The sequence below is a fragment of the bacterium genome (assembly GCA_021372615.1).
Taxonomy (GTDB): domain Bacteria; phylum Armatimonadota; class Zipacnadia; order Zipacnadales; family UBA11051; genus JAJFUB01.
In genome coordinates this window covers 26,278-50,081 of sequence record JAJFUB010000075.1, presented here as the reverse complement: position 1 = coordinate 50,081, position 23,804 = coordinate 26,278, and the positions used below count along the sequence as shown (strand labels likewise).

Below are 23,804 nucleotides of genomic sequence, written 5' to 3'. Positions count from 1 at the left end.
CGAGGCCGCCCGCGCTACGGGACGATCGGGTACGCTGCCAGGGCGACACGCCAGATCGCGCCTGCGTCACACCAGCCGTCGGAAATGCTGCCCCCACAGGCCACCCTCGCAGCGTCGCTGCAGATCCCCCGCCGCCAGGCCCTGCTTGATGACCCCGAAAGCCTCGTCCGCCGCCTGCAGGTACGCGTCAATGTCCTCGGGCGTGTGCGAGTAGCTCAGGTACGCCCCCATCAGGCACAGGATGCCCCGCTTGACCAACTCCTGCAGGTACACTGTGGTCATGACGACGCGCTGATGCTCGTCGGGCTCGTCGAAGCCCATGTGCAGCACCGGCGGGAAGCCGTCGCAGTGGAAGGCCAATCCGTGCCGGGCCGCGAGCGCGCGGAGCCCCTCCTGCAGCCTCTCCCCCATCGCCCACAGGTGCGGGATGACGGGCCGGTCGCGCAGTTCCGTCAGTGTGGCCACGCCGGCCGCCAGACCGATCGTGTCGCTGAAGTACGTGCTGGAGATGAACATCGTGGCGGCGCTGGCCATGATGTCGCGCCGCCCGCAGACCGCCCCGAGGGGGATGCCGTTCGAGAGTGCCTTGGCGAAGGTGCACAGGTCGGGTGTGACGCCGAAGTACTCCTGCGCGCCCCCGAGCGCCAGTCGGAAGCCGGTCACGACCTCATCGAAGATCAGGACCGCCCCGTACTCGTCGGCCAGTGCCCGCACGCCCTCCAGGAAGCCCGGTGCGGGGCGCTTGCTGCGGGCGGCCTCCAGCATGATGCAGCCGACGCGCCCGCGGTTTTGCTCCAGGGCAGCCCGCAGGGAATCGAGGTTGTTGTACTCGAAGGGGATCGTCGTGCCCTGCAGGGCCTGCGGGACGCCGCGCGTGTCCAGCCCCGGCAGCAGGTGGCCGTTGAGCGTGTCCGGCCCGAGGAGATTGGCGGCCAGGTACCAGTCGTGCCAGCCGTGGTAGCCGCAGAACAGCACGACGTCGCGGCCTGTGTACCCACGGGCGATGCGGACGGCGGCCGCGTTCGTCTCGCCCCCGCACTTGAGGAACCGCACCATCTCGGCGCAGGGCACCAGGTCGATCAGCAGTTCCGCCAGCTCGATCTCGAGCGGGCTGTTGACAGTCAGGCAGTTCCCGCGTTGGGCCTGCGCGATGACGGCCTCGGTGACGGCGGGATAGGCATGGCCCAGGATGACCGGGCCGCAGCCCATGCCGAAGTCGAGGTACTCGTTGCCATCCACGTCCCACAGGTGCACGCCCTCGGCCCGCTCCAGGTACATGGGCGTCACGCCCGGCACGAAGCGGTCGGCGCGACGTGAGAAGAGCTGCGTGCCGCCGGGGAGTATCTCCAGCGCCCGGTCGTAGAGCGCGTTGGACTTGGGGACGCCGTGGTAGGCCATCATGGACCTCCAGAGGAAGGCCGCGTGGGCGCGCCATGGGACACGCGCGCCCACGCGAAGGGCTGGCGGCTACAGCTTCGCCAGCTTGGTCAGCATCTCCAGCACTTCCACCCGCACCTCGTCCATCACGCCACGGTCCTTGGCTACCGACCAGCTCAGGTTGTCGGCGGCGATGGTGGCCAGGACGCGGTCCGGGCCCTCCGTCAGCAGCTTCTGCGCCTCGCGCAGCAGCGGGCTCTTGACGCCCTTGTGCTCCAGCGCGGCGATACGGTTGCGCAGCATGACGAAGTACTCGACGTCCTGTACGCCCTCGCGGATGGCGGCCATGTGCTTGGCGTCGGTGACGCTGTCGGGCGTGAGGAAGAGCGGGCTGTACCCGGTCCGCTTCTGCATGTAGGCGTTCCAGGAGCTGCCGCCGCCCTCATCGCCGAAGGCCCAGTAGAAGGAGCCCTGGGCGCCCATCTTGATGTTCCACCAGAACTGGCTGCGGTGGTAAGTGATCGGGTCGAGCAGCTTGGCCGGCCCGGAGCACGAGTAGAACCACAGCTCCTTGCCGCTTTGCTTGAGGCCGGCGAAGAAGTCGCGGAAGGAGGGCGGCGCGCCCAGCAGCATCGGCAGGTTCGGGCACAGGATGTCCAGCTCCGGCCAGACCGTTGGGTCCACTTGGGTCGGGTCGCTGCTGGTCGGGTCCTCGAACAGCTTCACGCGCGGCTGGGCGGCGTTGATCGCCTGGGCCCACGTCTTGATGATCTCGTAGCCCTTCGGCTCGTGGGGCTCATCGTACAGGAGCAGCACGAGCTGCTCGGGCTTGAGCTCCTGGTCGCCCAGGTGCTTCACCCAGGCGGTGATCCACTCGCTCACCATGCGCGTGAAGCGGGGTGTCCCCATCTTCTCGCCGGCGAAGCTGTCACCTACCGACAGGAATACGGCGTACAGATTGGCGCCGGGCCACTTGGCGACCCATTCATCCCAGTTGGTGAACTGTGCCTCGGTGGTCAGGTTGCCGTCGGCATCGAACTTCACGTTGGCCGGCTGGACGGCGGAGTTGGCCCACGGGGTATCCACGTAGTTGGCGGTGAGCGTGCGGATCAGCGCCGCCTGGTTCCCCGGCGTGGCATCATAGGTGCCGGGTCCGTTGTTGTAGTCCCAGCCGCCGACATGGGTGCTGGGGCGGGCCGGGAAGTCGAACGGGTAGACCTGCAGCGTGAAGGGCATCGTGATCTGGCCCGCCATGCGGCTGCCGCTGACGGTCACCTTGCCTGTGTACTTGCCCGCCTTCAGGTCCAGCGAGTTGACGTTCAGCCAGACCTGCCGCGTCATGCCCGGCAACACGGTGATGCGGTAGCTGCCGTCAATCCTCTGGGCTTCGGGGAGCGCATCGGCGATGGGCTTGCGCTCCAGCGTGTCGGTGCAGGGCACCTCACGCACGCTGACATAGGCGGGGTTGTCGCCGCCCGGCAGGCCGGTGATCTGCAGGTCGAGGGTCATGCGGGCGGGCGAGGAGTTGGTCAGGTTGAAGGCCTCACCCCGGATCTCATTCCGCATCATCTGCACCCGCAGGTGCGGCGGCGCCTTCGGGTTGTCGGGCGGGACCGCGGTCGGCCCCAGCGGGTCCCAGCGGTTGCCCTGCCAGGCCGTCAGGAACGGCAGGCCCAGGGCCTTGTGCACCGATGCCTGCAGAGCATAGATGTGGGCGTGCAGATCGTTCAGCGGCAGGATGGTCTTGAAGTCCGCAGGCAGCTCCTCGGGCAGCTTCTCAATCTGCGCCGCCAGGGTGTCGGCCTGCTGCAGCAGGTTCTCCTTGGCCTCGGCGGTCAGGTTGGAGTGCTGGATCGCCTCGCGGGTATCTGCCAGGTCGGACCGCAGCCGCCAGACGACGGCCGTGTGCACGCGCTTGCTGGCGAAGATCACCATCGGGTCGTTCGTGATCTTGGTGTAAGGCAATTGCACGAAGGCTGCAGGGCCCTGGTAGACCTCGATCTCATCCACGAACGTGTACGGCATCTGGTCCACGTACAGCTTCACGTAGCGTCCGTGCGTCTTGAGGGCGTCGGTGGCGAAGCGGAAGGTGGAGTAGGGCTCGGTCGGGGGCGCGCCGTTCACCGTGCCGAGAGCGGCAAGATCGCCCGGCGAGGCCCACGTCTTGCCGTCATCGCTGACCAGCACGAGGATGCTGTTGGGCCAGGCGACGCCGGCCACGCCCGCAGCGGTGCTGAAGGACAGCCCGGCGATGGGCTGCACCTGCTGCAGGTCGAGGCTGATGATGACCGGGTTGGCGTGCTGCCAGCCCACGGTCGTCTTCTGGGTCCAGAAGTAGCCGACCGTGTAGACCCCGTCGGTGAGCTGCGTCTTGTCGCCGGGGTCGGTGCAGTAGCCGTAGTGGGGGGCCGGCGACAGTGTGTACGGCTTGTTCAGGGCGACATTCGGACCGGGCGGGGTGAAGGTGGCCTTGACGCCGACCGCGGTCGGGACCTCGCCGGGCAGGTAGACGTTGACACCGTCTATGGCGGCGGCCCCAGCGGCGGCGGGCTGGCTCTTGAGGGCCTGGGCATCGCCCCAAAGCTCCAGCGTGCCGCGGCTGGCGACGCCGCTGTTGAAGCGTGCGCTCACCGTCTGCCACGTCTTGGCGCCCGCGGAGACGACCATGGCCAACTGGCCGTCAGGCCCCATCAGGCGCACGACGGGCTTGAGGGCGCCGTCGCTCTTGAAGGAGGCGACGAGGACATAGTCGGTCTGGGGCTTGAGGGTGAGGCTCTGGGTGACCGGCCCGAGGGCCTGGCCGGCCTCACCCGCGTAGTGCAGGCAGTCCTTGTCGGTGCAGCCATCGTCGTTGACGGCGGCATACAGGGGCGCCACGGCGGGGGCGGCGGCCCAGTCGGCGGGCCAGCTATCCTTGCCGGCGGCGCGGTCCACGAACTCGGGGTTCTTTACGAGCCCCGCCGCACCGGCGAACGAGATCAGCAACGGCAGCAAGACAACGGCAACGAGCAGACGACGCATTCCCATCCGGCACCACTCCTAGCTTGGCGAAAGGCTGGGGCCTGTTCGCCAGGCACGGGTGCGAGACCTGCCGAAGGTGGGGCGGCATGGGAGTGCGTCCCGGAGGGGGACAACGGGGAGCGCGACGGGCCTCGCGACAGGCTACTCGGCCTCGCCCACCACGGCCTGTGCCAGGCTCACCACTTCGCCGATGGTGAAGGGCTTGCTCAGGATGGCGTAGGGCTTCTCCTCGCCGAGGGCTTCGAGGGCCACCTGCGTGGCGTAGCCGGTCATCAGCACGACCGGCAGGCCGGGAGCGTACTTCCTGGCCTCCTTCATGACCTCCACGCCCGTGACGCGGGGCATGGACAGGTCCACAAAGGCGAGAGCCGGGCGATGGAGGCGGATGTGCTCCACCGCGGCGCGGCCGTCGTTGGCCTCGACGGTCTCGTAGCCCACCGACTTCAGCACATCCACCAGTAGCCCGCGCATGGCGGCATCGTCGTCCACCACCAGCACGTGCTTGGCGGTCGGGGCTGCGGCGAGGGCGGGGGCGGGCGCGGCTTCCGGCTCCGCCTCGCCCTCGGGGACCTTGACTTGCAGGTCGAAGTCGCCGGTGGAGGGCTGCAGTGTCTCCACCAGGTCCGAGGCCTGGTCGCTCAGCTCGATAGACCGGGTCAGGGCTTCGCGCAGGTGCTCGGGGTCCTCGTATTGCGCGGCCATCTCGGCGTAGCCGCGGATGACGTTCAGGGTGTTCTTGAGCTGGTTGGTGACCTCGGCCGCCAGCGCCGGCTCCAGGGGACCCGCGGTGCGGCCGCGGCCCGCCGCGGCGGCCTCCAGGGCCTCCGTCTCCTCCACGTGGGCCGGACCGGCCACGGGCATCTCGAAGATCACGCGGCGGAAGTGCGAGCAGTCCGGCAGGCACTCCCAGCGCCCATGGTGCTCCTCGATGACCCGGAAGATCGGCAGATCGGCCAGCTCCCCAAACTGGGCCACTTCCTCGGGGGTCAGCGGCGCGGGCGGGGCGTCCGGGTCGGTCTTGTTGACCAGTTCGAGGGTGAAGACCACGGTGCCATTGCCGGAGCGGACGTCAATGACGAGCTTGTCCTCGTCCTTGCCGACGGCAATCAGGGCGCGGCAGAGCTGCAGCAGGCACTGGCCCAGGCGCGCGCGGTCGGCGTTGACCTCAGGCAGCCCCTGCTGGATGAAGATCTCCATGGCCAGGCTGCGCGCCCCGGGCTGGATCTCCAGCAGGCGGCGCGTGTTGGCGAGCAGGCTGGAGATGTCCACAAAGCCCAGGTCCAGGCCCTCTTCATGCTCCTCGCCCCCGTGGAGCATGTCCGCCAGCAGCGACTGGAGGGCCAGGGTGTGCTTCTCGATGAGTTCGATGGCCTGCCAGCGCTTGCGGTCATCCAGATACTCCGCCATGCCGTAGAGCGCCTCGGAGAGGGCGCGCAGGTTGGACAGGGGGGCCAGCTTGTCGCACGTCTGGCGGCGCGCGGACTTGGGGTCGGTGTTGAGGTCGCGGAGGTCCTTGCACACCAGCAGCCAGCCGCCGGTCTCGTCATCCACGCCGCAGGGGATGGTGGTGCACTCGACCAGGGGTAGGTCGGCTTCCGGGAAGCAGCCGATCCGGGTCTTGATGCCGCCCTCGCGGTGGCCGACATCGCCCAGCAGCCAGCTCAGGACGTTACTCCTGGCGACCAGGTCGCCGCGCCCGTGGCCGATGACTTCGTCCTCCTCCAGGGCGATCATGTTCAGCATCGTGACATTGATCAGCGAGGCTCGCTCCTGCGCGTTGAACAGGATGACGCCCTCGGTCAGGTGGCGCAGTAACTGGTCGTTGGCGTCCTTCTCGCGGTGCAGGACGGAGGACAGGGCGTAGGCGTACCAGGCCACCAGGACCAGCGCCATGAGGCGGGCGGAGAGGTACCAGATGTAGGAGAGGCCCAGGGTGGCCACGTCGCCCCACGAGGCGCCGATGTACAGGACAGTGGCCAGAGCGGTGAGCAGGGCCAGCTCCAGCCCGCGGAAGAAGGCGGCCGCGAAGATGAGGGAGACGACATAGAAGGCGAAGAAGGGGCTGTGCAGGCCGCCGGTGCCGCGGAGCAGCAGAGTGACGGCGGCGAGGTCAATGAGCGCCAGCGCCACGGCGCTGATCTGGAACTGCTGGACGCCCAGGTGGCGCGTCCGCATGCTGCTGAGCTGCGAGAGAACCAGGCCAACCACGAATAGTGCCACAGCCACGTAGACCGAGTACGCCGCCGCCGCGTCCTTGATGAGCTGGTGTCCTGTGACCAGGAACAGGAGCATGATGAGCACGACCGCCAGGCGGATCTTGTGCTCCTCACGCAGCAGGTTTCCCCCCTCCCGCACCAGACTCATAGACTGCTCGGACATGGTCATCGCCTCTCCTCAGCGCAGGCACGCGCCGCCCGCCACCTCAACGACAGATGCTGCCGACACCCCTCCGCCCCCTCTGCAGCAGCCCAGCATAGCCCATGTAGCTAAGCTTATGGTAAGCCGAGTTTCAAGACCGGGTCAACTCCAGCCCTCCCGCCTGCTAGTTCGACGGCGGCGGAGGGGGTGGCGTTCCCGGCGGCGGAGGCATCGTCGCCGGTGGCGGCGCGTATGTCGTCGGCGCAGGCGGCGGAGGGGTCGCGCCCGGCAGAGGGACAGACGGCGGCGGCACGTACGTCGCCCCCACCGGCGGGACGGTGCCCGGCCGCTGCCGCGGTGACGTGATACCCCGGATGGTGAGTACCAGGATCACCGCCACCACGATCGCGACGATCACCCAGAAGTACTGGACCGCGACGGTCGTCACCCCGACCACCACCAGCGACATGAAGAGGGCGCCGAAGGCCAACGCCCCGCTGAGACGCTGGCCCAGTAGAGGGACCCAGCCCACCAGGCTCATCAGGGGCCCGAAGAACGACAGCAGGCCCATCCACATGACCAGGACGGCCCCACCCTTGAGCACCCAGTACATGATCTTGTACTCCAGGCGCAGGGCGGCCGCCGTGCCGGCCTCGTCCAGGGCGCTGACCACGAAGCTCGAGCCACCGCTGCAGCTCTTGCCGGTGACCTGCCCGAGCACGATCAGCTCCTGGTCCGCGTCAATGACCTGGACCGTCAGCCGCTGGTCCCCGACCTGCGGGGTCTGGTCCAGGCGGTCCGTGCGAAAGTCCTTGTCGGAGGGGCGTCGCACGCCCTTGAAGACCGTCTTCTCACCGACAGCATTCGCCTTGTCGGCGACAATCTGGATGCCGCTGATGCTGAAGCTGGCCCACTGGCTCGCGCTGGACTTCGTCTCCCAGTCGTAGTCCACATGCCCCTCGGAGTCGCGGTCCGCCTCATACTGCTCCAGCGACCTGTGCCAATACAAGACCGGCTTGCCGTAGCGCTCCGACCGGATGAAGTCGCCCGTGGGGCGGCCCTTGAACTTGACGAGCTGGCCTCCTGCCGAGGCCGCGGCGGCGTCAGCGGTGACCATGGCTGTGCGCGCGAACACCACGCCGTGGTTCACCAGCTTGGCTTCGCCGTAGTACACCATGAAGAAGCTCAGAGGAATGAGGACAATGCCGAAGAGCATGCCGAAGACAGAGCCGCACCCGCCCGCGGCGGCTCGTCCGGGGTTCACGCCTACCCCGCCCAGGTTGACGTTGAAGCTCATGAGCGCCGCTCCCTGTCCTCAATCTCGACGTCGCCAGAATAGGCACGAACCAGCGTCTTAGTGGGAGATTCGCCGTGTACCGCCTTCATACCTCCTTAGGAGCCACGATTCCGCGCCCCCAAAGCAAAGAGCCGCAGGCTCGGGTGAGTCTGCGGCTCTGGCGATGGCAGCATGGTCTAGTCTTCGGCGCGCGCGTCCGGGAGCCAGCGCTCGAGCACCCAGGCGGGATCGGTGCGCGGGTGCAGGTCGCGGTTGGTGGACAGGTAGCCCACGAAGCGCCCGTGCCAGAAGAGGCGCGGCGGCGTGGAAGTAGTCGGGTCCCAGCAGCTCAGCTCACCCTTGCCCGCGCCATAGTCGCTGCGTGGGTTGAGGATGCTCGTGGACGAGTAGAAGCTGCCGTACTGGCCGTCGGAGTTGCAGATGGAATCCTTGTTCTTGCGGTCCGGGTCAATCACGCCGAGGTAGGTGCCGTCGGCAGCCCAGATCTCGGCCCCCACGATGCGCCCCAGCAATTGCGGGTCCGGCGGGTAGGCGGTATCGTAGTTGTCCCAGTCGCCCCGGCTCTCGTCCTCGTCCTCGGCCCAGTTCGGGTAGTCCCAGTACCGGGGGTAGTACCAGTCGTAGTAGTAGTAGAAGTTGGGGTAGTATCCCGGCATGCTCCAGTAGTGCGGGCGGTGGTAGCGGCTCGGGCCCAGGTTCCAGCTCGGCCTGTCCGGTCCCCACCAACCATGTCCGCCGCCGTCACCATGGCCCGGCCCACCGTGGCCCGGCCCACCGTGGCCCGGGCCTCCCGGGGGCGGGCCGCCATTGTTGTGGTCATCGTGTGTGGGCGGTTTGTCGCGGCCGGGCTTGTCGCCGTCGGGCTTATCCCGGCCAGGCTTGTCGCCGTCGGGCCTGTCACGGTCAGGCTTGTCGCCCGGTGAGGGCACAGACCAGCCCTCGCCGTTGGAGTGGGGCCCGTGCAAGTTGGTGGCGGGCCGCCTGCCCCCCCGCGGCCCTTGGGACTGCACCTCGGCCGCGCTGTAGGCCCGAGCGGGGTCGCGACGCGGCTGCGAGGCCCCCGCCCCCTGGGCCGCCGCCTGGTACGCCATCAGCGCCCCCAGCGCAGACACCAGCAGTGTGAGCCACGCGTTGCGTTTCATGGTGATCTCTTCTCCAGCGGCCTCGGCCGCGCTTCGTCAGGTGCTTCCCGTCGTCGGGCTCAGGTTCCGCGCTACCGTGAGGGCACGCGACCCGTCTCCGGTTACCACCGAAGTACGTATACTACATATGGTAGTAAATGTCAAGATACCACTTCGCTGGCGGGCGGCCAGATAGGCCGCGAGCCGCAGGTCGGAGGGCCTGCGGCTCGCGCGGGAGAGACAGGGACGACAGGGGTCTAGCGATAGTCCAGGTAGTTGTACGGCCGCAGCCACCGGGCCAGCCACATCGGCCCCACGCGCGGCGCCAGATCGGTGTTGACCGTCAGGTAGCCGATGAAGTCGCCATCTCGGTACAGCCGCGGGGGTGTCCAGGTGTCCGGGTCCCAGGGGCTGAGCGAGTTGTAGTAGGAGCCATACGGGCAGTTGTGGTTCCAGATGCTGCGCGGGGACCAGCGGTTGCCATACGGCCCGTCGGGGTTGGCGATGGACTCGTAGACGCTGTAGCCCGGGGCGATGACACCCAGGAAGGTGCCGTCGGCCGCCCATATCTCTGCTCCCTCAAACTGGTACTCGTACAACTGGGGCGACCGGTACAGGCGGCAGTCGTCGGTGCTGAAGATGTCAATGAACAGCCGGAAGTCCACGAAGTGTGAGTGGTGGAAGCGGTACGGGTGCTCGGGCCGATACCCGAAGTCGGGTCGTCCGCAGCGGAAGCGACGATCGTCATCATGGTGCCCGCCGTAGCCGCCAGGTCCATCGTGCCGGTCGCGGTCGAACCCGCCAGGGCCGTCGTGGCCGCCGGGCCCACCGGGACGGTCACGGTCAGGACCACCGGGTCCGTCGTGGCCGCCAGGCCCACCGGGCCGGTCACGGTCGGCGCTGCCGGGCCCAGAAGGCGGCGTGGAGGGCGGAGCGGAGCGGTTCCACCGGTCGGCGCCGCTGCTCGGTCCGGGGTTGCGCCAGGGCGGAGTCGGGGCCGTGCGCCCGCTCTGGGGCTTGTCGCCGCTCGGGCCGCCGCTCCAGGACGAGCCGCTCTGCGGCCGCTGCGGCTGCGAAGGCTGCGGCGGTGTGGGAGTGCTCCACGACCACTGGGAGCGGGACGGAGCCTGCGATCCGGCCTGAGGCCGGCCGCCGGACGATGAACTGCCGCCCCACGACCAACCGCTCTGCGGGCGGTCAGGCTGGGTCGGCTGCGGCCGTGAGGGGGCGCCCCACGACCAGGAGGGGGCCGACGGAGGCCGCGATCCGGCTTGGGGCTGGCTACCGGACGACGAGCCGCCACCCCACGACCAGGGCTGGCTCTGGTGCGTCTGCGGCCGGCTCGGTGCGGACGAGCCCGAAGGCGACCAGGACGGCGAGCCGCCCGAGGGCCGGGAGTGACTCGGCGACTGCGCCTGAGGCGACGGCTGCGGCTTGGGGGCTTCCCTCGGCCGCTCGCTCTGCTGTGAGCCCCGGTCTGACTGCTGCGACTGGGCGCTGGAGTTGTCCGAGCTGTTGCCGCCGTGCCGCGCGCCTCTGTCCCCTCCCCTCGCCCACACTGGCGCAGTCAGCGCCACGGTCACGATCAGAACTGCTGTCAACCAGAGGGTGCGCTTCATGTTGATCCCTTCTTCCCGTGGGAACGGCACCCGAGTTGCGGTTCCTTCATACCTACTATGCTGCATAGTACTAATCATAGTAGTACTTGTCAAGGGGTATTTTGGCGAAAGATGACGTGACGACGGGTCACCGGGGACTCAGCGCAGCGCGACCTTGCGGACGATGGCGGCCAGGTCGTTCACATCCTGCTCGGTGAAGAACTCGTTGACGTGGAGGTTGGCCATCTGCTCGAGGGCCCGGTCGGCCTCGGGGCAGTAGCCCGCCTCATAGCGGATCTCGTGGCCGCTGCCGTACTTCGGGCAGTCGAACGGGCAGCGCGAGTTGCCATAGATCTGCTGCCGGCGGATGTACTCGTACATGTAGATCGGGTAGCCGATGTAGCCGGTGGCGATCCCCGCCCCCTCGGCCCGTACGGCCTCGGCGAACCGCTCCTTGCTCATCCCCAGCGCCGCTGCGTCAATCCGCAGGGGGTAGCTCCAGTAGGTGTGCACGCCGCCGGGCTGGGTGATCGCTGGCGTGACGCCGGGCAGGCCCTGCAGTTGCCCGGTCAGCAGATCGCCCGCCCAGTTGCGGGCCGCGCAGATGCGGTCCATCTTCGGGAGCTGTCCCAGCCCCACCGCCGCCGTCAGTTCGGTCATGTGGTAGTTGAGACCGAAGAACAGGTAGCTGCGCGCTCCGTCGGCCGAATAGCGCGGCCAGCCCTTGTCGGCAAACAGCCGCGCCCGTTCGCCCAGTGCGTCATCGTTGGTGATCGTCAGTCCCCCGTCGCCGGTGGTGATGTGCTTGCTGGCCTGCAGGCTGAAGCACCCCAAATGCCCGATGGTCCCGCACCGCCGCCCCTTGTACATGGTCCCATAGGCCTGCGAGCAGTCCTCGATGACATAGAGGTCATGCTCGCGCGCGATCTCCATGATCGGGTCCATGTCGCACGGGTTGCCGAACAGGTGGACCAGGATGATCCCCCGCGTGCGGTCGGTGATGCGCTCGCGGATGGAGGCGGGCGACATGTTGTACGTGACGGGATCGATGTCGGCGAAGACGGGCAGGCAGTTCTGGGCGAGGATGGGGATGATGGTCCCCATGTCGGTGATGGGGGCGGTGATGAACTCATCGCACGGCTCGGGGTTGAGCGCCCCGACGGCGACATGGATGGCGGAGGTCCCGGACATCGAGGCGGTGCAGTGGGCCACGCCATAGTGCTCGGCAAAGCGCAACTCAAAGTCGCGGGTCATGTGCCCCTGGGTGCGGTTGAGCAGCTTGCTCTGGATGACTTCCTGCACCAGCCGCAGCTCCTCCTCCCCGATGTCCTTACCGGAGGGAAAGGGCGTGGTGCGCAGGGGCGTGCCGCCGTCGAGGGCGAGGGTGGTCATGGTCATCTCCGTAGCCCGCGGGCGTGATCGGATGGTCATCCCCACGGCATGGCGCTGGGGGGCGGGGGGTAGCCGCGGACGCGTCGTAGCCAGGACAGCAGCACCGGCGGTATGAACCGTTTCAGCGACTGCGCCGCGCCCGGGCCGGCCGGGTAGAACCAGCGCCGCCGCCAGGGCTCCAGCGCCCCCCGCAGACGCTCCACCTCGTCCTTCGGGACGGGTGTCTTCCAGCCCACCCCCGCCACCAGGTGCGGGAAGGCGTCCTCACCGGCCCACGTCACCAGCCGCGTCCCGAAGGGCTCCAGCAGGAACTCGAAGGCCTGCGGCGTGTAGCGCCAGTAGTCCGCCGGGTAGTTGTGCACCCGGAAGTTCATCGTCGAGGTCATCAGCACGACCCCACCGGGGGCCAGCACCCGGTGCACCTCCGCCAGCGCCTGCCAGGGACGCTGCACGTGCTCGAGCGTGTCGCACAGGATGGCCGTGCCGACGGAGCCGTCGGGCAGGTCCAGGGCGTGCAGGTCCAGCAGCACGTCCACGCCGGGCCCGGCGCACACATCCGAGCCCACGTAGGTCTGCCCCGGGAAGAACCCGCGCAGGTCGGCGAACTGCTCTTGCCCGGGCACCTGCAGGGCGCCGAACTCGTGGATCGGCGGCGGCAGCGCCACGGCGCCGGCGACCAGGCCGACGAACTCCTTGACCGTCTCACGCATCAGGCATCCTCCAGGGCAGGCCTCCAGTTCGTCACAGCTCAACCCGCGTAGTGCTCGGCCACCTTCCGTATCGCCCTGGCCGTCTCCTGCACGTCCCGGGCGGTCCACCACTCGTTGAGCTGCAGGCGCACCTGGGACTTCATGGCCTGCTGCACGCCCGGGTAGTTGGCCGGGGTGTAGTCCACCTTGCCCTGGTACAGCGGGCACGAGAACGAGCAGGCCCACGGGTCGGTGCGGCGCTCGGCAAACAGGGGCCAGTCCAGCACGTTGCGGTTGTCCAGCCAGCAGCCGACGCCCTCGGCCTGCAGCGCCCGGGCGAAGGTCGCCGTGTCGCACTGGATGACCTCCCGGTCCAGGCCGACCAGGTAGAACCAGTAGGTGCAGTGGGCCTGCGGCAGGACCCTGTGGGGGATGACACCCGGCACGCCGGACAACAGCTCCGTCAGTTTCGTGCCACGCGCGTGGCGCGTGTCGGTGATCTTTTTGATGCGCTTGGCCTGCTGCACGGCCACGGCAGCGGCCATGATGTTGAGGCGGTAGTTGTAGCCGACCATGAAGGGACTGCGGCCCCCGCCGGTGCGGTCGTAGCACTTGTCGGCGAACAGGTCGGCCAGGTCCGCCAGCTTGTCGCTGTTGGTGATGAGCATGCCGCCATCGCCGGCGGCCATGTGCTTGCTGTCGTTGAGCGAGAAGCACCCGAAGTCGCCGAAGGTGCCGCAGAGCCGGTCGCCGAGGGAGCACAGGTAGCTCTGGGCCAGGTCCTCGACCACGCTCAGCTTGTGCTTGCGGGCGATCTTCATCACGGCGGGCATGTCCACCGGGTTGCCGGCGAGATGGACCACCAGTATGCACCGGGTGCGCGGGGTGATCATCTTCTCGATGCTCGCCGGGGTCATGTTGCGCGACCATGGGTCCACATCGGCGAACACGGGCACCGCGTTCTGGGCCATGATGGCGATGAGCGTGCCCATGTCGGTGATGGGGCTGGTGATGATCTCATCGCCCCGGCCCAGGCCCAGGGCGCCGATGGCCGTGTGGATGGCGGCGGTGCCACTGGAGGTGGTGATGCAGTGCTTGGCGCCGTACATCGCCGCCCATTTCTCGCGCAGGGCCATGACCTCCGGCCCGCGCGCGAAGGGCAGCGTGCCACGGTCCAGGACGGCGCAGACGGCCTCCTTCTCCTGCGGGAGGTGCTTGGGCCCGGCGCCATAGGGTGTCGTCTTGGCCGGCCGGCCGCCGTCGAGAGCGAGCTGGGACTGGGTAGGCATGGTGGTCTCCTGTGCGCGGGAATCGGCTGTAGGTTCCCTCCGACGGCAGGCCGTCCCTCCTGAGCGTGCCAGGGGGGGTGTTGGCGAAGCCGACGCCGGGAGGCGTGAGTCTTGGCCGTCAGCTGGTGGCCTGGGGCACAGAGGTCTGGTGGGGCGCGAGTCGTGGCGTCCGCAGGACGCTCGGCGGTGCGCAGCACCGCCCCTCCGCCCGGCGTTTCAACGCCGGGAAGGAGCGCCACCCGCTCTGCTCAGAAGTGCCTTCCGTCCGCAGGACGGTTGGCCGCAGGCCCGGCGCGGGCGCAGACGTCCGCCGGGCGTTCCGCCGACCGTCCTGCGGACGGAACGGAACGACCGCAAGGAGAGACTAGGGGCGGACGGCGTCCCGGACGCTAAGCGTCCGGCTAGGGGGCGGTGCTGCGCACCGCCGACCGTCCTGCGGACGGAACGGCCGCCGTCGCACGCACTGCCAGCCGTCCTGCGGACGGAACGGCCACGATCTTGAGCGTCTTCAGCCGTCGTGCAGGCGGAACCGTCGCCATCCTTGGCACCACCGGCCGTCCTGCGGGCGGGAAGACTCCCGTGGCATCCGGCAGCGGCGCCGGCGACCGAAGACCACACCCGACGCCGGGAGGCGGTGGCCCTGTTGGTCGGGCCATGTTATACTGCGCGTACTCGTCCATGGACACCACACGGCGCACACAACTGGCCCTCGGCGCAATCTGGCTTCTGGCCCTGGCTCTGAACCTGACGTGCGCGGTGCTGCGCCCCGGCGGCAGCCCGGATACCGAGCGCTATGACCGCATCGGCTGGAACCTCGCTCTGGGAAATGGGTACTCCGCCAGCCTCCAGCCCCCCCACCAACCCGACGTCTTCCGCGCGCCGGGCTACCCGGCGTTCCTGGCCGCAGCCTACCGCGTGGTCGGGCATGACCTGCGGGCGGTGCGACTGCTCCAGGCGTTCCTGCTCAGCTTCATCGTGCCCCTGACATACTTCGTGGCCCGGGCGGCCTTCGACCGGCCGACGGCGCTGCTGAGCGCCCTCCTGGCGGCGCTGTACCCGTACTTCTGGGTCTACTCGGCGGCGGTGCTGTCGGACGGCCTGGCGGCCCTGCTGACGGCCGGGGCGATGGCCCTGCTCGTCCTCAGCCTCGAGGGGCGCGCCGGCTGGGCGTTGATCGCCGGGATTGGGTTGGGCATCCTGAGCCTGTTCAAGCCGGCCATGCTCCTGTTCCCGATCGTCGCAGCAGCGATCTACGCGGTGCGGGATCGTTGGTCACCGCCAGTGGTTGTTGTCACAGCCGGTGTCCTGCGGGGCCGGGGGGTCTGGATGGCGCGGGCGGTGGCGTGCCTGGCCGGGGCGATGCTCATCGTCTGCCCGTGGACGGCGCGCAACTACCGCGTCACGGGGCGGCTGCTGCCGGTGGCTTCAGGCGGGGGGCTGATGCTGTATGCGGGGGCCGTCGCGGGCGCCACAGACTATGACCTCAACGAGTTCCACCAGCGCGTCGAGCTGGGCGACTGGCGGATCCAGGCCGAGCAGCACGAGACCGATCCCTTCCGTGTGCTGGCCCTCGATGACCAGATGAAGGCGGACGGGCTGCGACTGATCGCGGCCCACCCGCTCGGCTACGTGCGCCACACAGTCACGGCGGCGTTCCGGGTGTGGATCAGCGCCTGGGTGTGGCGCGACGGTCGCTGGGCCCTGTCCTGGCCGCACGCACTACTCTCGGGCGGACTGCTGGTGGGAGCCCTGGCCGGGCTGATCGTGCAGCGGCGGCGCTGGCGTGAAGTGCTCATCCCCCTGACACTGGTCCTGTACATCTCCCTGGCCCACGCGCCGTTCACCACGGAAGCGCGGCAGAGCCTGCCGGGGCGCATCGGCCTCATGATGTTCGCTTCCGCCCTGGTCGTGGACGGCCTGCGCCGCCTACGCCGTCGCACCCGGCCCCTGCCGGAACCGGGTGATGAGACCGCACAGGAGCCCCCGGAGCGCCCCACATCACCTATGGGCGCGTCCACCCGTTCGTGCTATACTGCCTGTGATATGCCACTCCCCAGCGCTGCACGTCGCCATGCCGTCGGCGCGCTCGCCCGTGAGGGGGCGAGAGGCACATGAGGCCCACCGGCCGCGCCATGACCGGGCCGCTCGGCTTCATCGCAGCGGTCATCGCTGCCATCGGCATGTTCTTCATCGCCATGACACAGGGCCTGGCGATGGCCCTCGCCTTCGCCATCATGGTCGGCGCGCTGTTCTGGGCCTTCAACAGCGACGTAGGCGGGATCTACTGTCTGATCCTGGCGGCACTTTTTGAGGGCATCTACAAGAGCCTGTCGCCCAGCATGCTGACGATGCTGGTCAAGGACATCTTCCTGGTGATCCTGCTGCTCCGGTTGTTCTGGGTCAGTCAGCGCCAGCGGGATTTCACCTGGCTCCAGCAACCCTTCACCTCGGCAGCGGTGTGCTTCACGGCGTACTGCGTGGCCCTGATGTTCGCCCCCAGCACACGCAGCTTGCTGCTCGCCCTCGCCGGGCTGCGCGCGTGGCTGCTGTGGATGCCGACCTACTTCCCCTTCTACGCCTATTTCACGAACCTCAACAGAATCACGCACTTCCTGACCGTGCTCATCTACCTGATGCTGCCGGTGTCGATCTACGGCATCGTCCAGGGCAACATCGGCTACGAGCATACGCGGATCCTCCCCAACTTCTACCGTCTGGCGCAGTTCTACCAGAGCGACTATCACCCCGACAACGAGCAGAACGAGGGGCAGGGCAGCGCTGAGTTCGAATCCAGCTTCAACCCCATCATGAACGTGCGGGCCTGCTCGATCCACATTTCGCCGGGCAACTTCGGGGCCATGTGCGCCGTCATGGTGCTGCTCTCGGTGGGCTATGCCGGCTACACTGCCTCGGGCACGATGCGCGTGTGGGCGATCATCAGCGGCCTGGCGGCCGCGGGCGGACTGCTGGCCAGCGGTTCACGGGCGCCCATGGTGGGCCTCGGAGCCGGGATGCTGGCGATGACAATTGTGGCGCGCCGCCGGACTGCTCTGGTAGCGGGGCTGGTGCTCATTGCCGTCGTGTCCGTCTTCGTCCTGCGCGACATGACGGGGGGCGGAGCCCTGCGTCTCCAGAAGCGGATGTCGCTCCCCATTGTGCTCGAACGCGCCATGTTCCCGCTGGCGGTGGGCGTCGAGCAGGGCCTGGCCCATCCCTTCGGCAACGGCATCGCGACCGGCATCGGCATGGGCCGGGTGTTCTACAATGCCGGCCTGGAGACCGCCCAGGGCGTGCGCTGGGTGGAGAATGAGTTCGGGCGGGCGCTGGGGGAGCTCGGCTTCTTCGGCACTGCGGCGTGGCTGTTCATGATCGTCGGCATCCTGCGCCACTGCGTCAGGGCCATTCGCACCATCGGCGACGCGCGCGAGGGCTTCCTGGCGGCCGGCATGTTCGGGGGCATGATCAGCGTCTTCACGCAGCTCAGCGTCGGTTCAGCCCTCTACGGCGCCCACGGTGGGATGTACTACTGGATCTTCGCCGCCGCCACCCTGAGGATGGCGGACCACGTGGTGGCGGCACGGCGGAAGACGCAAGAGGAGCACGAGGAGACGGAGAGCCCCGGTGTCCTGCCGGCCACCGGCACGCTGGGAGCTGCGCCGCCGGCGCCCTCGTGGCGACAGCCGGGCCGGATCCTGCGGCCGGGACCAGCCCGTCCGGCGCGCCCGGTCCTGCGCGCTCCACAGCCCGGCACATACCGCCGCGCACCGGGGGCTCCGCCCGGGCCCCGTCCGGGCGAACAGAAGCATGAGCCGCCCGCCGGCTCCTGAACCCATGATCCCGGGGAGGACCTCCCGCACTGATGCGTAAGCTGATTGACGCCTACAAGTCGTGGCAGTATGGCGTGAGACACTCACGGGGGACGCGCCAGAAGCTGCGCGCGACCCTCTACTGGCTGGCGGAGAAGTCCCTGCGTTACCTCCCCCCGCGCACCTACTGGGACATGCTGGCACGCATTGATCCCTATCAGACCGTGGGCCTCACCAGCGACCCCGCGGAGCTGTACCAGCCGGACAACGAGATCCTACGGCAACTGCAGCAGCGTGCCCTGGTGGGGCCGGAGGTCGTGACGCTGCACATCGGGGCCGGGGTCGGGCGCGTGGAGTTCGCCATCGCCCCCCATGTCCGCAAGTGCTATGGCATTGACGTCTCCAGCGTGCTGCCGAAGGTGGCGCAGCGCAACCTGTCACGGTACGACAACGTCGAGTTCCGCACCGGCGACGGCCGCACCCTGGGCATCTTCCCCGATGCCACCTTCGATGTCATCTACTCGACCATCGCCTTCCAGCACATGCCCAAGGACGTCTTCCGGTCGTACCTGGCCGACACCCACCGGGCCCTCAAGCCCGGAGGCACGCTCTACTTCATGATCCCGGCGGCCGCGCGCTCCGAGAGCGTCGTGGCGGACGACCGCGATGCGCACACGATGCGCCGCTACACGCTCGACGAGCTGCGCCAGTCGGTGCGCGATGTGGCGCGCCTGCAGCTCGTGGAGATCATGAACGAGGAGCACGTGGGCGAGACCCCCGAGACCGAGGTGTGGGTGGTGGCGAGGAAGGCGGAATGATGAGCCCGGGGCGCAGGGGCCGTAGCAGTGCGCGGGTACTGTGGCCGGAGGCGGGGGCATGAGCAACCCGCAGCCGACCGTGGCCGTCCTCATCCTCAACTGGAACGGCCTGGACGATACGCTGGACTGCCTGCGCTCCCTGCGGGAGAGCACGACCCCGCGCCTGCAGGTCATCGTGTGGGACAACGGCTCGCGGGAGGACCCCGCCGCGGCGCTGGCGGCGTTCCCCGAAGTGACGCTGTTGCGGTCGCCGGAGAACCTGGGCTTCGCGGCCGGCTGCAACCGCGCGGCAGAGCACGCCCTGGCCGCCGGGGCCGACTTCCTGCTCTTCCTCAACAACGACACCCTCGTGCCGCCGGACATGATCGCGACGATGCTGCGGGCCCACGCGCAGACGCCGGGCGCAGGGCTCGTGGGTGTGCCCGAACGGTTGCATGACCACCCCGACGAGCCGCGCCGCCTGGGGGCCCGGTGGCTGCCGCTGTCGTGCCGGGTCAGGTGGGTGTACTTGGCCGACGGACAGCCGGCGTCCGCCTGCCTGCCGCTGGAGGTCATCTCCGGCTGCGCCATGCTCGTATCGCGCGAGACGGCGGCAGCGGTCGGTCTCTTTGACGAGGAGTTCTTCGCCTACTGGGAGGATGCCGACCTGTCGCTGCGCGTCCGGGCCGCGGGGCATGTGAACCTGTGCGCCACGGCCACCCATGTCATCCACCGCAGCGGACGCTCGACGGGACGCGAGCCCGGCTTCAGCAAGGCCCAACTCTATCTGGTCTGCCGCGGGCAGGCGCTGATGGTGCGCAAACATGCCCGCGGGCTGGGGCGCGTCACCGCGCCGTTGCGGCTGTGGCTAAGCGCCGTGGCCGCCGGTCTGACAGGCTTCGTCCGGCCGCGCCGTCGCACGCTGATGCTGGCCAAGCTGGCGGCGCTGGTGGACGGCTGGCACCGCCGCCCGGTGGACAAGTTCTGGCTCTCGTGAGACGCAACCTCAGGAGGGGGAGCCGGCGCCGGCGGCGAAGGGATGCCCAGCGAGAACGGTAGGCTACCCGACAGCCGCGCGCCGGCGCGGCCTTCGCTTCGTTCCCCAGAAGGCTCCCCTGATGGCTTCCGAACCCACACACCCGGCCGCACCGGAGGACGTTGCGACGTCGCGACCGCCACTGACGCGCGCGGTGCTCCTGTCGGTGCCCCTGGCGCTGGCGGGAGTGTGGTGGATCCACCAGGCCAGCCTCGTCCAGGCCCCCGGCCAGATCTATGCCCCGGTCTATCTCCTGAGCGTCCCCCCCGTCCCGGCTGTGATCTTCCTGTTCGTGCTGGCGGCGCTCAGTGCGGCTGTTGCCCGGCGGCGGGTGCGCGGGCTGGCAGCCCCCACTACGGGGCCGGTGCTGGAGGCGGCGAGCCCCGACGGCTCGGGCCATGGGCGGGATGGAAGCCCGCACTGCCAGCGAGGGCGGGGGTGGCTGGGGCCGCTCTCGTCACGCGAACTGATGGTCATCTACATCGTGCTGGTGGTGGCCATCCCCCCGACGACCTTCGGCATCATCGAGATGCTCCTGCCGTGGGTGACGTCGCCCAGCTACTTCGGCACGCCCCAGGACGGCCTGGACGAGCTGGCCGGGCGTTACTTCCCGAGCTGGATGTACCCCCACGACCCGGAAGCCATCCGCATGATGTTCGAAGGCTCCGAGACGGGGGCGGTCGCCTGGCGGCCGTGGCTCGCGCCGCTGGCGGGCTGGCTGGGCTTCATCATGCTGCTGTTCGCCACCAGCGTCTGCCTGATGACTCTCTTCCACCGCCAGTGGTCGGAGCATGAACGCCTGCGCTACCCGCTGCTGTTGCTGCCCCTGAGCGTCGCCGACCCCGGCGGACGCCATGCCGAGATCCGGGGTCTGTTCCGCAACCCCCTGACGTGGATCGCCATCGCCCTGGTCGCCATCCACCACGCGCTCAACGTCGCCCATGCCTACAACCCGGGCGTGCTGGCCCTCATGGACCGCTACCCGGTGGGCAAGATCTTCACCGAGAAGCCCTGGACGGCGTTCCGGGGGCTGACGTTCTTCCACCGGCCACAGATGGTGGGCTTCTCGTACTTCGTGTCGGTGGATGTGCTCTTCTCCGGGTGGTTCTTCTTCGTCTTCCAGATGTTCATCCAGATGATGGCCGACGTGCTGGGCTACCGGGCCGCCGCCGGCTTCCCCTATGCCCCCCAGCAGGGCTCCGGGGCGTTCGTAGCGCTGTTCTTCGCGCTGGTGTGGGTCGCGAAGGCGGAGCTGTGGGGGATGTTGCGGAAGGCGACGGCGGCCTACCCCGCCGCTGCGCGGCACCCCTCCCTGAAGGGAGGGGTAACGGCAACCGAGCCGCTGCCGCCGGCCTATGCCCTGTGGGGCGCGCTGGGGGGCTTCGCGCTGCTCATTGCCTGGTGTGTGGCGATGAAGATGTCGCTGGGGTTGGCCCTGGCGTACTTCGGGCTGCTCCTGGGCTGGGCCGTGGTCTATGCCCGTATCCGCGCCGAGGCCGGGGTGGCCAGCATGTGGGCCTTCCCCTTCGACCAACATCCGCAGCTCATCACCGCAGCGCTCGGCAACCGTGGGTTGATCCAGGGCTCGGACGCCACCCAATTGGTCATGCTCAGCATCTTCAGTTGGTTCAGCCGGGGCTACTTCCCCTCGATGGCCGGATGTGTCGTCGAGAGCGAGAAGCTGGCCCAGGAGACGGCGCTGCCCGCGCGGCTGACCCCGTGGCTCCTGGTCGGGGCCCTGCTCATCGGGATGCTGGGCGGCTACTATGTGACCCTCAAGTCATACTACGACGTCGGGGCGAACGTGCTGCACGGGGGCACGTCCAGCGGGGGCTACAATGTGCGCAGCGCCATGAGCGTATGGAACGGTGTGTCGGCGGCGATCCGCCAGCCGGGGCCTCCCAATACGCCGCAGGTGCTCGGCAGCGTGGCCGGGGGGCTCGTGACGCTGCTGCTGGTCGGTGCGCGCCGGGCCTGGCTGCGCTTCCCCTTCCATCCACTGGGTTACGCGATGGCCCTCAACTACGGGTATGCGCTGTGGGGGCCGTTCCTGGTGGCGTGGATCGTGAAGCTAGTCATTGACCGGCTGGGCGGCGCCGACTGGTACCGCAAGCTGATGCCGTTCTTCCTGGGCCTGGCCATTGGCGACCTTGTCGCCGGGGGCTTGCTGTGGATCGTGATGGCGATCTTTGGCCCCGACATCACGAATGGATACATGGTGCAGTTCGGCTGATGCTCTACCTCCTGCTGCTCATCATCACGTTCGCCGCCTTCAACCTCTCCTTCCGCCAGGCGCAGCGCCTGGGGCTGAACCTGCATCTCACCGGCGTCTTCCTGTACCTCGCCGGGGGCCTGATGTTCCTGGTGCTGTACCGCCTCGCCCCGGCGCCGCTGTCCCAGACCGTCATCCTGCTGGCCCTCGTCGCTGGAGTGCTGTTCACCGGCATGTATGTGCTGATGATCCCGACGATGTCCGATCGCGGCGTCTCGCTGATGACGGCCCTGCAGCAGCTCTCCGTCCTCGTGCCGATGGCCGCCTCCCTGCTGATCTACCACGAGCATCCCTCGACCATCGCCGCCGTCGGCGCGGGCCTGTGCCTGGTGGCCATGCCCTTCCTGGCGCTGGACCGCGGCGTGAGCGGCGCGGGGCTGACGGCGCGCAAGCTGACGATGTTCGTCGGCCTGATGGTCATCAACGGCGTGGCGCTGACGGCCGCCAAGGTGTTCGACGAGATGAAGGTGCCGGAGCAGCTCAACGGCTACATGAGCCTGCTGATGTTCACGGCGGCGGTAGTGTGCCTGCCCTTCGGGATCGTGTCGGTACGCCGAGGACCGCAGGTACGCTACGGCGCCACGACCGTGGGCTGGGGCGCGTACCTGGGGCTGCTGCTGGCGCTGGGACAGCTTTTCATGCTGCTGAGCCTGCGGCACTACCCCGGCGTTGTCGTCTACCCCCTGTGTCAGGCCTCGAACGTCTCGCTGGTGACGCTGGTGTCGCTGCTGGCCTGGCGCGAGCGCCCGGGCGCGCTCGGCTTCGTCGGCATTGCCCTGGCGGTGATCGCCATCGTGCTGGTGAACCTGTAACTCCCCCCTGACCCTCGCTCCCGCAGCCGCCAATGTTGCACGTCTTTACAAGACCTTGAGGGTACAGTCGCGGCGTGATGGGGAGAATACCCTCCGGGGGGAGGACTCGCGGGGGGCGGGGGGGAACGAACCGGTGCTTGGCCTGCGCCGTGCAGGCACGTCTTACCACATCGCCATGGGCACCTCCAGTTCGCACCGCTCCCCCAACACACCAGGGTGGGAGCGTGTGAGACAACTCTACCAGCAACCCAATCCTGATCCGCGAGAGGTCGCTTCGCGGATCACGTCTGCGCTGGACCAGGCGACGCGTCGCGACATGTCGGGCCCGGGCGTGGCCTGCTGCCTGAGCAGCTTGCTGCAAGCCTCGCGCCTGGCGGCAGAGGGCGGCCTGGCGGCCCTCGTGACCGTCGGCGACCGGCCGCCGCTGCTGGCGGCGTCGGAGGCCGTGCGCGAGCAGGCCGAGCGGGCCATCGCGCGCGAGGGCCATGCGTCCCGTTTCAGCGACCTGGGGCTCAACGCCCTGGCGACGGCCATGTTCGAGGCCGGAGCGGGGGGCTCACCGGAGCTATTCAGCATCACCGCCGACCAGGCCGCGGACGCCCTGGCCTCCTACCACACGGAACGTCGCCTCCACCGTCTCGCCCTGACGTTCGTGGGGCATGACTTCGATCACCTCTACCGCTATTTCGTGACGCGCGACACCAGCGACTTCGTCGGCGGGCCGGGGCTGCCGACGGTCGCGGAGGCCTCGCAGCTTCGCGATGCCGTGTCGCGGCACTGCCGGGAGACCGTCGCCGCCCTGGAGGCAGCGGCTCACGAGCAGGCCCTGGCCGTCGCCCTACGCCTGGATGACAGCCAGGCGCTCGCCAGCGTGCAGGACGTGCTTACTGACCTTACCGAGAGGGGCCTGCAGCGCCTGGCTGCAGTGGGGTAGCCGTG

Annotated in this window: 16 protein-coding genes; 7 read left to right on the top strand and 9 right to left on the bottom strand. The window is 68.7% G+C overall.

Going from position 1 to position 23,804, the window contains the following annotated elements; genetic code table 11:
- Positions 1-66: 66 nt before the first annotated feature.
- The 9 genes from LLH23_11275 to LLH23_11235 form a co-directional block, all read right to left on the bottom strand.
- Positions 67-1,398, bottom strand: a complete 1,332-nt coding sequence (locus tag LLH23_11275) for an aspartate aminotransferase family protein (GenBank protein MCE5239063.1) — start codon at positions 1,396-1,398, stop codon at positions 67-69.
- A gap of 69 nt (positions 1,399-1,467) precedes the next feature.
- A complete protein-coding gene (locus LLH23_11270) occupies positions 1,468-4,398 on the bottom strand; it encodes a discoidin domain-containing protein (GenBank protein MCE5239062.1) in 2,931 nt (976 codons plus the stop codon).
- Between the two features lie 141 nt (positions 4,399-4,539).
- Positions 4,540-6,777: a response regulator gene (locus tag LLH23_11265; GenBank protein MCE5239061.1), complete on the bottom strand. Its 2,238-nt coding sequence runs from the start codon at positions 6,775-6,777 to the stop codon at positions 4,540-4,542.
- A gap of 163 nt (positions 6,778-6,940) precedes the next feature.
- Positions 6,941-8,053: a TMEM43 family protein gene (locus LLH23_11260; GenBank protein MCE5239060.1), complete on the bottom strand. Its 1,113-nt coding sequence runs from the start codon at positions 8,051-8,053 to the stop codon at positions 6,941-6,943.
- A 176-nt stretch (positions 8,054-8,229) separates the two neighbouring features.
- Complete coding sequence (locus tag LLH23_11255) at positions 8,230-9,195, bottom strand: hypothetical protein (protein ID MCE5239059.1); 966 nt, start codon at positions 9,193-9,195, stop codon at positions 8,230-8,232.
- Between the two features lie 236 nt (positions 9,196-9,431).
- Positions 9,432-9,839: a hypothetical protein gene (locus LLH23_11250; protein MCE5239058.1), complete on the bottom strand. Its 408-nt coding sequence runs from the start codon at positions 9,837-9,839 to the stop codon at positions 9,432-9,434.
- Positions 9,840-10,931: 1,092 nt separating this feature from the next.
- Entirely contained in the window at positions 10,932-12,164 is a 1,233-nt protein-coding gene (locus LLH23_11245) for a DegT/DnrJ/EryC1/StrS family aminotransferase (GenBank protein ID MCE5239057.1), read from the bottom strand.
- A gap of 35 nt (positions 12,165-12,199) precedes the next feature.
- Entirely contained in the window at positions 12,200-12,874 is a 675-nt protein-coding gene (locus LLH23_11240; protein MCE5239056.1) for a class I SAM-dependent methyltransferase, read from the bottom strand.
- Positions 12,875-12,912: 38 nt separating this feature from the next.
- Positions 12,913-14,142: a DegT/DnrJ/EryC1/StrS family aminotransferase gene (locus tag LLH23_11235; protein MCE5239055.1), complete on the bottom strand. Its 1,230-nt coding sequence runs from the start codon at positions 14,140-14,142 to the stop codon at positions 12,913-12,915.
- A 678-nt stretch (positions 14,143-14,820) separates the two neighbouring features.
- On the opposite strand from LLH23_11235, the gene LLH23_11230 reads away from it, so the two are divergent.
- From LLH23_11230 to LLH23_11200, 7 genes are all read left to right on the top strand, one after another.
- Entirely contained in the window at positions 14,821-16,257 is a 1,437-nt protein-coding gene (locus LLH23_11230) for a glycosyltransferase family 39 protein (GenBank protein MCE5239054.1), read from the top strand.
- The gene (locus tag LLH23_11225) at positions 16,254-17,969 is read left to right on the top strand and encodes a hypothetical protein (GenBank protein MCE5239053.1); all 1,716 of its coding nucleotides are present in this window, start codon (positions 16,254-16,256) and stop codon (positions 17,967-17,969) included. Before LLH23_11230 ends, LLH23_11225 begins: the two co-directional genes overlap by 4 nt.
- Before the next feature lie 32 nt (positions 17,970-18,001).
- Entirely contained in the window at positions 18,002-18,766 is a 765-nt protein-coding gene (locus LLH23_11220) for a class I SAM-dependent methyltransferase (GenBank protein ID MCE5239052.1), read from the top strand.
- Between the two features lie 58 nt (positions 18,767-18,824).
- Positions 18,825-19,742, top strand: a complete 918-nt coding sequence (locus tag LLH23_11215) for a glycosyltransferase family 2 protein (protein MCE5239051.1) — start codon at positions 18,825-18,827, stop codon at positions 19,740-19,742.
- A gap of 121 nt (positions 19,743-19,863) precedes the next feature.
- Entirely contained in the window at positions 19,864-22,014 is a 2,151-nt protein-coding gene (locus LLH23_11210; protein MCE5239050.1) for a hypothetical protein, read from the top strand.
- Positions 22,014-22,865 (top strand): hypothetical protein, encoded by an 852-nt coding sequence (locus LLH23_11205; protein MCE5239049.1) that lies wholly within the window; start codon positions 22,014-22,016, stop codon positions 22,863-22,865. Before LLH23_11210 ends, LLH23_11205 begins: the two co-directional genes overlap by 1 nt.
- 226 nt (positions 22,866-23,091) lie before the next feature.
- Positions 23,092-23,799 carry a hypothetical protein gene (locus tag LLH23_11200; protein ID MCE5239048.1) on the top strand — a complete coding sequence of 236 codons (708 nt, stop codon included), beginning with the start codon at positions 23,092-23,094 and terminating at the stop codon, positions 23,797-23,799.
- The last annotated feature ends 5 nt before the right edge of the window (positions 23,800-23,804 follow it).

Excerpts from the sequence above, each read along its gene's own strand:
- LLH23_11255 (MCE5239059.1), bottom strand. The coding sequence starts at position 9,195 with ATGAAACGCAACGCGTGGCTCACACTGCTGGTGTCTGCGCTGGGGGCG.
- LLH23_11235 (MCE5239055.1), bottom strand. The coding sequence starts at position 14,142 with ATGCCTACCCAGTCCCAGCTCGCTCTCGACGGCGGCCGGCCGGCCAAG.
- LLH23_11270 (MCE5239062.1), bottom strand. The coding sequence starts at position 4,398 with ATGCGTCGTCTGCTCGTTGCCGTTGTCTTGCTGCCGTTGCTGATCTCG.
- LLH23_11210 (MCE5239050.1), top strand. The coding sequence starts at position 19,864 with ATGGCTTCCGAACCCACACACCCGGCCGCACCGGAGGACGTTGCGACG.
- LLH23_11220 (MCE5239052.1), top strand. The coding sequence starts at position 18,002 with ATGCGTAAGCTGATTGACGCCTACAAGTCGTGGCAGTATGGCGTGAGA.
- LLH23_11215 (MCE5239051.1), top strand. The coding sequence starts at position 18,825 with ATGAGCAACCCGCAGCCGACCGTGGCCGTCCTCATCCTCAACTGGAAC.
- LLH23_11205 (MCE5239049.1), top strand. The coding sequence starts at position 22,014 with ATGCTCTACCTCCTGCTGCTCATCATCACGTTCGCCGCCTTCAACCTC.
- LLH23_11275 (MCE5239063.1), bottom strand. The coding sequence starts at position 1,398 with ATGGCCTACCACGGCGTCCCCAAGTCCAACGCGCTCTACGACCGGGCG.
- LLH23_11260 (MCE5239060.1), bottom strand. The coding sequence starts at position 8,053 with ATGAGCTTCAACGTCAACCTGGGCGGGGTAGGCGTGAACCCCGGACGA.
- LLH23_11240 (MCE5239056.1), bottom strand. The coding sequence starts at position 12,874 with ATGCGTGAGACGGTCAAGGAGTTCGTCGGCCTGGTCGCCGGCGCCGTG.
- LLH23_11245 (MCE5239057.1), bottom strand. The coding sequence starts at position 12,164 with ATGACCACCCTCGCCCTCGACGGCGGCACGCCCCTGCGCACCACGCCC.
- LLH23_11230 (MCE5239054.1), top strand. The coding sequence starts at position 14,821 with ATGGACACCACACGGCGCACACAACTGGCCCTCGGCGCAATCTGGCTT.
- LLH23_11225 (MCE5239053.1), top strand. The coding sequence starts at position 16,254 with ATGAGGCCCACCGGCCGCGCCATGACCGGGCCGCTCGGCTTCATCGCA.
- LLH23_11265 (MCE5239061.1), bottom strand. The coding sequence starts at position 6,777 with ATGTCCGAGCAGTCTATGAGTCTGGTGCGGGAGGGGGGAAACCTGCTG.